This is a genomic window from Paenibacillus sp. IITD108, assembly GCF_036541265.1.
GTDB lineage: Bacteria > Bacillota > Bacilli > Paenibacillales > Paenibacillaceae > Pristimantibacillus.
Map to the genome: position 1 here is coordinate 18,115 of NZ_JAZHCT010000057.1, position 8,914 is coordinate 27,028.

Consider the following 8,914-nt stretch of genomic DNA (forward strand, 5'->3'; position numbering starts at 1 on the left):
GATAAAGGAGGCTGCAATTATGATGAAATCAATGCTTCGGATTAAATCAATCACACTATTTCTGTTAGCTGCTATATTACTGCTTCCGTCAGGTGCAGGCTTTACAAATCGGGCATGGGCGAATCAGACGGATACTATTAATTTGGTGAAGAACGGTTCGTTTGAACAAGCAGAAGTAACGGAAGGATTGGTCCCGCAGTGGGGAGCTTGGCTCCCTGCTGGCAACCCGGTTGTTTCAATTGTTGAGGAAGATGCTAAACAAGGGCAGCAAGCGCTATATATCTCAGCTACTCAAACTGGAAGTGTAGGAGTACTGAACCAATCAGTAGCTGTTGGCAGTCAAAAAAGTTATGTGCTCGGCTATTGGATGAAAACAGAAGATATTGATGCAGGCGGCGATCCTCTGGGCGATGCCTATGTGCGCATTCAATTTTTAAATAGCCAAGGTACACAAACCGGCTCTTCTCTTGCGACAGGCAGCGCAGATAATAGCGGAAAGTGGCGCTACTACAGCACCAGCTTTACCACTCCTGCGGGGACAACGATGATTAAGGTGGAACCTATGCTATACCGGGCAAGCGGTCATGTTTGGTTTGACGATGTGCTATTGTATGATCCGGTAAATAACACAGCTGATGGATTCATTCATGCTGAAGCGGAGCTGCAGGCAAGTGGAACTGTAAGGCTTGCATGGATGCCGCTTCTATCTGGAAGCAGCGGAAGACAAGTGACGTATTATATTTACCGCAGTAATGAAAGCGATTTCATAGAGGGGGACAGCTTATTGGTCGGCACTGTTCAGGATCAGCAGTTTTATGATCGGTCTGTGAAGTCAGGTGAGAATTACTACTATACCGTCCAATTTGAAGCAGATGAGGGAGAATGGATCATGTCTGATCCCATTCAAGTTACGGTACCCGCACAGCTGCCAGCCGTACAACCTGTACAAAGCTTTAAATCCATCTATACGATTAATCAGGAAATTATGTTGACATGGTCATTGGAAAACGATCAGCGTGCGGCTTCCTTGCGTCTATATGCCAGTGACCAGCCGATCACAGAGCTAACTATTGGAGATGCGCTTGAAATGGTAGGAGCTGAAACGCCAGCACCGGATCGGCTGGAGTGGATTATTCCTGTTCCCCAATTTCCACAATATAATAAGCCATATTACGCGGCTGTCGTTACCGACGGAGATGGTCATACATCGACAGTGGCAGCTTCACAGGTGTATTCTTTTCTGCCGCTTATTGATGAAGCAGCTCCCGAGGCCGAGCACCCTTATTTGATGACAACTCAGGACAAAATCAATCAAGTGCTTGCCGACATACCGAATTACCCCTGGATGCAGACGATGCGCAATATGATTATAGCCAATGCGGATATAGCCAAAGCAAATTATAGCGGGATGACGGTGCCGCTACCGAAAAATGATGGCGGGCACTGGCAGATGACCGATGCAGCAAGACTGCTTGCATATGCCTATATTGTTACCAATGATGAGAGCTATGCAGCAGCAGCCCAACATATTTTGCTTTTATACGCGGATTATTACGCACAACATGATTTTATTTTCAATCAAAGCAAAGACGATGGTTATATGCTGGTTCCGCTTGCCTGGGGATACGATCTGGTATATAACAGCAGTGTTTGGTCAGAGGAGCAGAGAGCTCGTGTTGAGGAAGGGGTCTTCCGCACAGGAGCAAAACGAATTTCACAATTGCCGCGCGGTCGTTTGAATAATCAAGGAGTAACAAACTGGGCTGTCGGGGTCATTGGCTTTCTATTACGGGATCAGACTTTGCTTAATGAAGCTTTTGACAGGGATAACTATGGTTTAAAATACAACATTATTAATGGTTTGCTGGACGATGGCTATTGGTGGGAACAGACGATGGCTTACCATGAGGAAAGAACGGAGTATATGATTTATCTGGCAGAAGCAGCCGCCAACAGCAACTATGATTTATACGGCTATATGTTTAACGGCGAGCGGGATATGACCTACCAGGGCAGTGATGCACCGCGGATGGTTGAGGGAAGGCTCACGGAAGCAGAGGATAGAAGTATAAAGGAACTGCTGGATTTTCCGTTCTACTTTATGTTTCCGGACTTGTCCCGGCCTGTGTTTGCTGACTCGGATTATTCCTATTTAACAGCACGAAACATGTATGAAATGGGCTACTCTCATTATGAAGATGAGAAATACGGCTGGCTGCTGTCTCGCTATTTGGGGCATGATCGTTCCAATGGCGGTTTGGAGCAGTATTACAGCTTATTCTCCGCTCAGCCACAGCTGCCGGACGAAGCAAGCTTTACGATTGGCAACGGATATTTCAGTAAAAAGGGATATAACAAATTGGGCAGCTCGATATTTCTGGACAGCGGGGCAGCTATACTGCGTTCGCCTGGGAATTACATGGAATCTGTTAATTTAGCTATGCAATGGTCGCCGTTTGGATCGGTTGGACATTCCCATGCGGATAAGCTCGGTATTGTGTTATTCGGACAAGGCAAGCAAATTTTAGTTGACCCGGGACGCTATACTTATGGTTCAGCCGGGCATAAGGAGTTTGCCAAGCATACTTTGGCGCATAACACGTTGGTCGTAGATGAAAAATCGCAATATCCTTACACAGACAGTGATGATGAGTGGAAAGCGGATGCGCCGGACAGATCATCGGGCGGTGAACGGAATGCAGTGTCTATCGGACCAGTTGCCAGAATATTGCAGGCGTCAAATCACAATGTATATGTTGATCAAGGTGTGGACCTTACGCGTACCGCTGTGCAGATTGATGATTACGTCGTTGATATTTTTAAAGCTGAAAGCACACAAGCTCATCGTTATGATTATCCGTTAACTGTAAACGGCTTGCTGGAACATAGCAGTACGGTACTTGCGGCGAGCAATCCTGAGGTCAGATTGGGCAGCTCGATGGGCTACAAGCATGTTAAGGAAATTTCCAAGGGAACAACGGACGAAGCTTGGAGCACAAGCTGGGATTTGGGGGAGAATAAAGGATTTCGAACGACTATGCTGGCTGGAGGGGAAACCGAGGTTATTAAAGGCAGCGGTATTTCCAAAAGCGGTAATTTTACTAATGAAATGTTAATTGCCAGACGAGATGGACAAAGCCATACACTTTTCTATAATGTGCTGGAGCCTTACACGAAGGGTAGTAGCGAGCGGACGATTACTCCGCTTACTGTGCAGCAAAGTGATCCGAATAGCCCGGAGGCGCAAGCCGCTCAAATTGTTTCTGCGGATGGTGTCAAAGACACGATTATGGCAGGGATGCAAAGAGGAGAGAAGCAAGCGGGGCTATTAACTAGCGATGGGGAAATATCCATTCATCGTGAAATATCTTCTTATGATGAGATGCTTGCATTAGTTAATGGGACTCATATATCCGGAATTGATTTATCGTTGCAATTGTCTGCCGCATCAACGATTCAATTGACACGATTAGCCGATCAAGCGTTGCGCATCGATTTTGACGGAAGTGAAGCTGCCGAGGTGGCAATTAGCGGTTTACCGCAGTCGTATCAAGTTTATCAATTGGCATTGCAGGATGAGAATGAGTTGTCAGAGGTGGTATTCACCTATTCAGGTACGGAGCAAACGATAAGCTTTACAGCTGAACCGGAAAAGATATATATCGTTGCTACTATACAAGGAGCGGCTTCCTTGCCTGCTCCAACGAGCATTTCAATGGGAGGCAATGAGCAACAGCAAGCACTGCTGCCGGGCAAAGTTGAAGTGATTCATTCTCCGCTTGCAGGAACAAAGATAGAAGCTGAGGATTTTGTTAGGGAAACAGGCGGAAAAGTTACTGTTGCGTTTAAGGAAGGCTCACATACAACGAATAATCCGCTTGGAGATGCTTTTTATGGCTGGGATAACAAAGGGCATCAGCTGGAATGGGAGATTGATATTCCAACTAGCGGGAAATATCGGGTCATGTTGCGTTATGCGACGCTTGTATTAAATTCCGTTCGAGAATTTCAGATGGATGATGGACCGCAATGGCAATTTCACTTTCCACTAACACCAGGCTGGAATGACAGACGGAATGGCCTGCTGCAAAAGGCAGACGGCGAGGATCTATTATTTGAACTGGAGACTGGCAAGCATACGATACGGATGGACAATATTAGCGGTGCGCTGAATCTTGACTATTTTGTGCTGGAGCTAGTGGAAGCAGACGTGTCCGAGGGTGGCAATCCTAACAATAATGAGAATGGACAGAACGGAGAGAATAGCAGTCAGACCGGCAACAGCAACGAGAAAGAAAATGGTGAACAGGATAACCATAATTTAGATAACAATGAGCGTACAACTATTGATGCAGAAGAAGTTCAATTAACAGATGTGGAAGGGCATTGGGCTAGCACAGCCATTCAAGAGGCGGTGCGGCTTGGTATTATAAAAGGCTATCCGGATCAGACGTTTCGTCCAGATGTTAAAGTGACCAGGGCAGAATTTACAGTTATGCTGGCAAGGGCATTAAAGCTGGAGGGACAAGAAGTGCAGCTGACCTTTCGCGATAAGCAGGAAATCAGCCAATGGGCGCTTTCGGCTGTAGCGGGAGCGGTGAAGGCTGGAATCATTCATGGATACAGCGATGATACTTTTCGGCCTAAAGCGCTGATCAGTCGTGCAGAGCTAGCAGTCATGCTGGCTCGCAGCAATAACTTGGCAGCAGCTACACATACCGTTCCGCTATTTAAAGATGTACAGCATATTCCATTGTGGGCAAGAGAATATGTTGCAGCTGTATATGAAGCAGGTATGATGGTTGGACGTGCCAATCAGCTGTTTGCTCCACAGGAGCAAGCATCGCGTGCTGAAGCCGCAACGGTTCTCGTACGTATGTTAAAGAAAACATAGGTTTTTGTATTTTCGCCGAATTAGGGTCAATGTCTACATTCTCCTAGTATTCAAAAAAGGCCTCGGTCCTGCATCAGGACCGAGGCCTTTTGAATATTTATTAATGCTGTGTCCAAACCTTCAAATCTGCAGTTGTCTGCAAAATATCAGCTGTTTGTTCAGGACCGGAAATCTCTCTTTCAATAATATACTCGCCTGTAAAGCCGATTTCTTGCAGCTTTTTAATGAAATTTGGAAAATCTACTTTACCTAGACCAGGGCGAACCTCTTCTCCAAGCTGTTCTCCATCAGTCGGATAAAGCCCGTCTTTGACATGGATATTGCTTACATAGGCGCCGATTGTATCAAGAGCGTCGATTGGATTGCCTTTTCCATATAGAATAAGGTTGGCCGGGTCAAGATTAATGCCGAGATTTGGCGTGCCGATTCTTTGAATCGTACGAAGCAATACGATAGGCGTTTCTTGCCCTGTTTCGAACCAGAAGCCAAATCCTTTCTCATTGCAGTATTCCGCTACTTCACGGATTGCGTCAACTACAATTGGATACTCGGGGTCAGTCATATTTTCAGGAATGAATCCGCAATGTGTAATAATAGCAGGTGCGCCGATCCAGGTTGCGAAGTCAGCCCAGCTTTTTAAGGCAGCAATACGTTCTTGGCGATATTGCTCTGGCACAAGTCCGAGCGTAACGGGACCTTCAGTGAAATTCCACTTGGCTGGTCCTGGAACGCCTGCCCATACAGCGCATACGCGCACGCCGGATTCTTTTGAATCCTTCACAACACGCTCAGCATTTTCTTTTGTGCATTGTGTCATATCCCAGGAGCTTAGCTGGCACACTTTAAAGCCGAGGTCGCTAACCGCTTGGAAAATATTGCCTTCCACATTTGAATTTAAGCTATGAATAACTCCGATTTCCATTTGTTTATTGCCTCCCCTATTTGCTTATATGTTCTATTCTACTTATTTTTTTGCAGAAAGATTTTGCCAATCTTTTAATTTGTTTGCACTAACGCTTGCATTATTGACCGGAATATTTATACTTTATGGATTATAGCCAGATTGATGAATGAAGGCATGAATGCTTTTCAAATCAACTCGTTTCCGCTCCTTTCCAATAAACAACAGGTTTATGGCTCCGAGCAGCTATTTAAAATTTGCCTGCAGCAGCTTTTGCTTACTTTAATTCGCAATTCTGCAGGGAATCGGGAACGTCAATCGCTTATAACGATTACTAGAGAAAATCAAACTGCTGATATGGTTAATCAGCTTATCCAGTACATTGAGCAGCATTTGTCAGAAAAAATTACACTCGATGAATTATGCGCCCATATCAACTTGGGCAAAACACAAACGAATATTATGTTTAAGCGAGCAACTGGGCTCGGATTAATAGCCTATGTTAATAAAACAAAAATTGAGCATGCCAAAAAGTATATCCGCGAGGAAACGTATAATATTTCAGAAGTTGCCAATTTGCTCGGCTATAGCTGTATCCATTATTTTTCTCGCCATTTAAAAAAAAGAAACCGGCATGACGCCGTCTGATTATGCGAAGACGATCAAAGCGCGATATGAAAAAATGGAGTAACATTTTTTTTGCAAAACGCCTCTGCAATACTTCACAATTCGACAAATTTTGTCGATATTTCTTATAAGAAAATTGTGGGGGCTACATAATGAAAAAGAAGCTTAGAATGTCTTTAACGATTAAAATGACTTCAGCAATTATATTACTGCTAAGCATTGTATTTACAGTAATCATAGTAAGCACTCTTAACCAGCTTAAATCAATAAGCGTGGATAAGGGAGAGTTGGAGGCTAAATATGCTGCAACTGCATTTGCCGCACAATTTTACGAAGAGTTAAATGGCTATAAGCAGGAGCTTGATACGATGGCTATTGTCCTCCGCCATGCAAGCGAGAAGCAGCTTTATTCCAGAGAAGAGGTTATTCACTTGCTAGAGCAGATGCTTCAGGAGCATCCTGAGCTGCTAGGCGTTTATTCGGTATGGGAGCCTAATGCTTTCGATGGCAAGGATGCCGAAAACAAAAATAAAAATGCGTATCACGATGAGACAGGAAGATTGGTGCCGTACGTTGTCCGCGAAGGCGATGGCTTTAGCATTGAGGCGGTGCGTGACTATGAAACGGTTGGCAGCGGAGATTTTTACTTGGTATCGAAAAACGGCAAGGAGCCTGCTCTGATTGAGCCGTATAAGTATGTGCCAAGAGGGGAAGAAATCCCGATGACCACGCTCGTTGTGCCCATTCTTAATGATAAGGATGAGTTCCTTGGCGTTATTGGCTTCGATATATCATTAGATTCCCTTCAAAGCAAAGCTACACAGGTTAAGCCGCTGGGCGGATATGTTAATGTTATTTCTGGACAAGGCAAATATGTCGCCAATTCCGAACAACCGGAAAAAATATTGGAGCTGTATGCTGACGAAGAGGACAAAGCAAAGTTGCTGGATAATGTGATCTCCGAAACGGGCATGACGGGCTATATTGAAAATGTGCATGGCGAACAGGCTCTTAGTGTCTTCACAGCTATTACGCTGGAGGATATTGATAATAAATTTTACGTAGAGGCTGTTATACCTGAGAAGGAAGTACTGAAAGACTTTAATCAAAGTAAAATGTTCTTCATTATAATGGGCATCGTATCGATGTACGCGCTTGCTGTTATTTTAATTATTCTTACCAGAATAATGATTATTCGGCCAATCAAACGCTTTGTCACTAGTGTGCAAAAGATGTCCGAGGGAGATTTGACCCAGCATGTGGAAGTGAAGAGCAGGGATGAAATTGGACAAATGTCAGAAAGCTTTAATCATATGACAAGCGAGCTGAGAGGAATGTTTCATCTCGTAGCTGATCTGTCCATGTCTGTAGGAGCAACCTCGGAAGAGCTGACAGCAAGCGCTGATCAGACATCAAAAGCGTCTGAAACTATCGCTCGAAATATTGAAGAGGTTGCCGCAGGCTCGGAGCTGCAAAATCGTTATGCAGGCGAGACAGCAGTGGCGATGAATGAGATGTCTGCCGGTATAGAGAGAGTTACGGAATCTTCCGCATCTGTATTATCGTTTGTAAATGATATTGTGGAGCAAACTAAGCTAGGTAACATTAAAATGCATGAGACGGAAGTGAAAATGAAAGACGTGCTCGGATCTTCCGTTGAAGCCGGAAAAGCGATACAAATGCTGGAGGAGCATTCCAAAGAAATTGGTGGCATCGTAAGCATGATTTCGCAAATTAGCAGTCAAACTAATTTGCTGGCTTTGAACGCCAATATTGAAGCGGCTCGGGCAGGCGAGTTTGGACGCGGCTTCTCTGTCGTTGCAGCTGAGATTCGCAAGCTGGCCGATCAATCTCAGAAAGCGACTGCGGAAATTGCGCAGCTCATTGCCAGGGTTCAAGCAGATACAAGCAATGTCGCTGCAATCATGGTGCAAAATTCCGAGGATGTAACGATAAGCGAGCAGCATATTATCGAAAGCGCCGATCTATTCCAGCTGATTACCGATAAGATGGAAAGCGTAGGCGAACAAATGCAGGAGGTTTCAGCAGCGTCTGAGCAAATGAATGCGAGCGTGCAGCAGGTTAACGCCTCGGCGCATGAGCTTTCCCGCATCGCTGGCGAGGCCACTGACAATTCGCAAAGCGTAGCTTCAGCTTCCGAGGAGCAGCTAGCTTCGATGGAGGAAATCGCTTCGGCATCGGCTACCTTAAGCGATATGGTGCAGGAGCTGTTGGAAAAGCTGAGTAAATTCAAAATCAGCTAAATTTGCCCCTAACAAAGCCCGCAGAATAGAACACTTAATAAGTGGCTATTTTTGCGGGCTTTATCAATGTTACAATTTATAACGCAATTTTCGCAAAACCAAAATAGGCATAAATGTATGATGCAACTGGACTAAGGAATACGTCCCCTATAATCAACTGCCCAAATCGGCCTAACGGTTGCTATCGATGCTATTTCGATTATTTTAGCTTATTTGAGCATTTAACGG

4 protein-coding genes are annotated in these 8,914 nt (G+C 44.9%); 3 read left to right on the top strand and 1 reads right to left on the bottom strand.

Annotation, left to right across the window (positions count from 1 at the left end):
- Positions 1 to 19: 19 nt before the first annotated feature.
- Positions 20 to 4,894: an S-layer homology domain-containing protein gene (locus tag V1L65_RS27650; protein ID WP_331702561.1), complete on the top strand. Its 4,875-nt coding sequence runs from the start codon at positions 20 to 22 to the stop codon at positions 4,892 to 4,894.
- A gap of 100 nt (positions 4,895 to 4,994) precedes the next feature.
- On the opposite strand, the gene V1L65_RS27655 is transcribed toward V1L65_RS27650, so the two are convergent.
- The gene (locus tag V1L65_RS27655) at positions 4,995 to 5,816 is read right to left on the bottom strand and encodes a sugar phosphate isomerase/epimerase family protein (RefSeq protein ID WP_331702562.1); all 822 of its coding nucleotides are present in this window, start codon (positions 5,814 to 5,816) and stop codon (positions 4,995 to 4,997) included.
- Positions 5,817 to 5,960: 144 nt separating this feature from the next.
- Here V1L65_RS27655 and V1L65_RS27660 point away from each other — a divergent pair, with 144 nt between their 5' ends.
- Both V1L65_RS27660 and V1L65_RS27665 read left to right on the top strand, forming a co-directional pair.
- Positions 5,961 to 6,443: a helix-turn-helix domain-containing protein gene (locus V1L65_RS27660; protein WP_331702564.1), complete on the top strand. Its 483-nt coding sequence runs from the start codon at positions 5,961 to 5,963 to the stop codon at positions 6,441 to 6,443.
- 131 nt (positions 6,444 to 6,574) lie between these two features.
- Positions 6,575 to 8,686 (top strand): methyl-accepting chemotaxis protein, encoded by a 2,112-nt coding sequence (locus V1L65_RS27665; protein ID WP_331702565.1) that lies wholly within the window; start codon positions 6,575 to 6,577, stop codon positions 8,684 to 8,686.
- The last annotated feature ends 228 nt before the right edge of the window (positions 8,687 to 8,914 follow it).

Bases quoted from the DNA above. Each gene is read 5' to 3' on its own strand.
- V1L65_RS27660 (WP_331702564.1), top strand. From the start codon at position 5,961: ATGAATGAAGGCATGAATGCTTTTCAAATCAACTCGTTTCCGCTCCTT.
- V1L65_RS27655 (WP_331702562.1), bottom strand. From the start codon at position 5,816: ATGGAAATCGGAGTTATTCATAGCTTAAATTCAAATGTGGAAGGCAAT.
- V1L65_RS27665 (WP_331702565.1), top strand. From the start codon at position 6,575: ATGAAAAAGAAGCTTAGAATGTCTTTAACGATTAAAATGACTTCAGCA.
- V1L65_RS27650 (WP_331702561.1), top strand. From the start codon at position 20: ATGATGAAATCAATGCTTCGGATTAAATCAATCACACTATTTCTGTTA.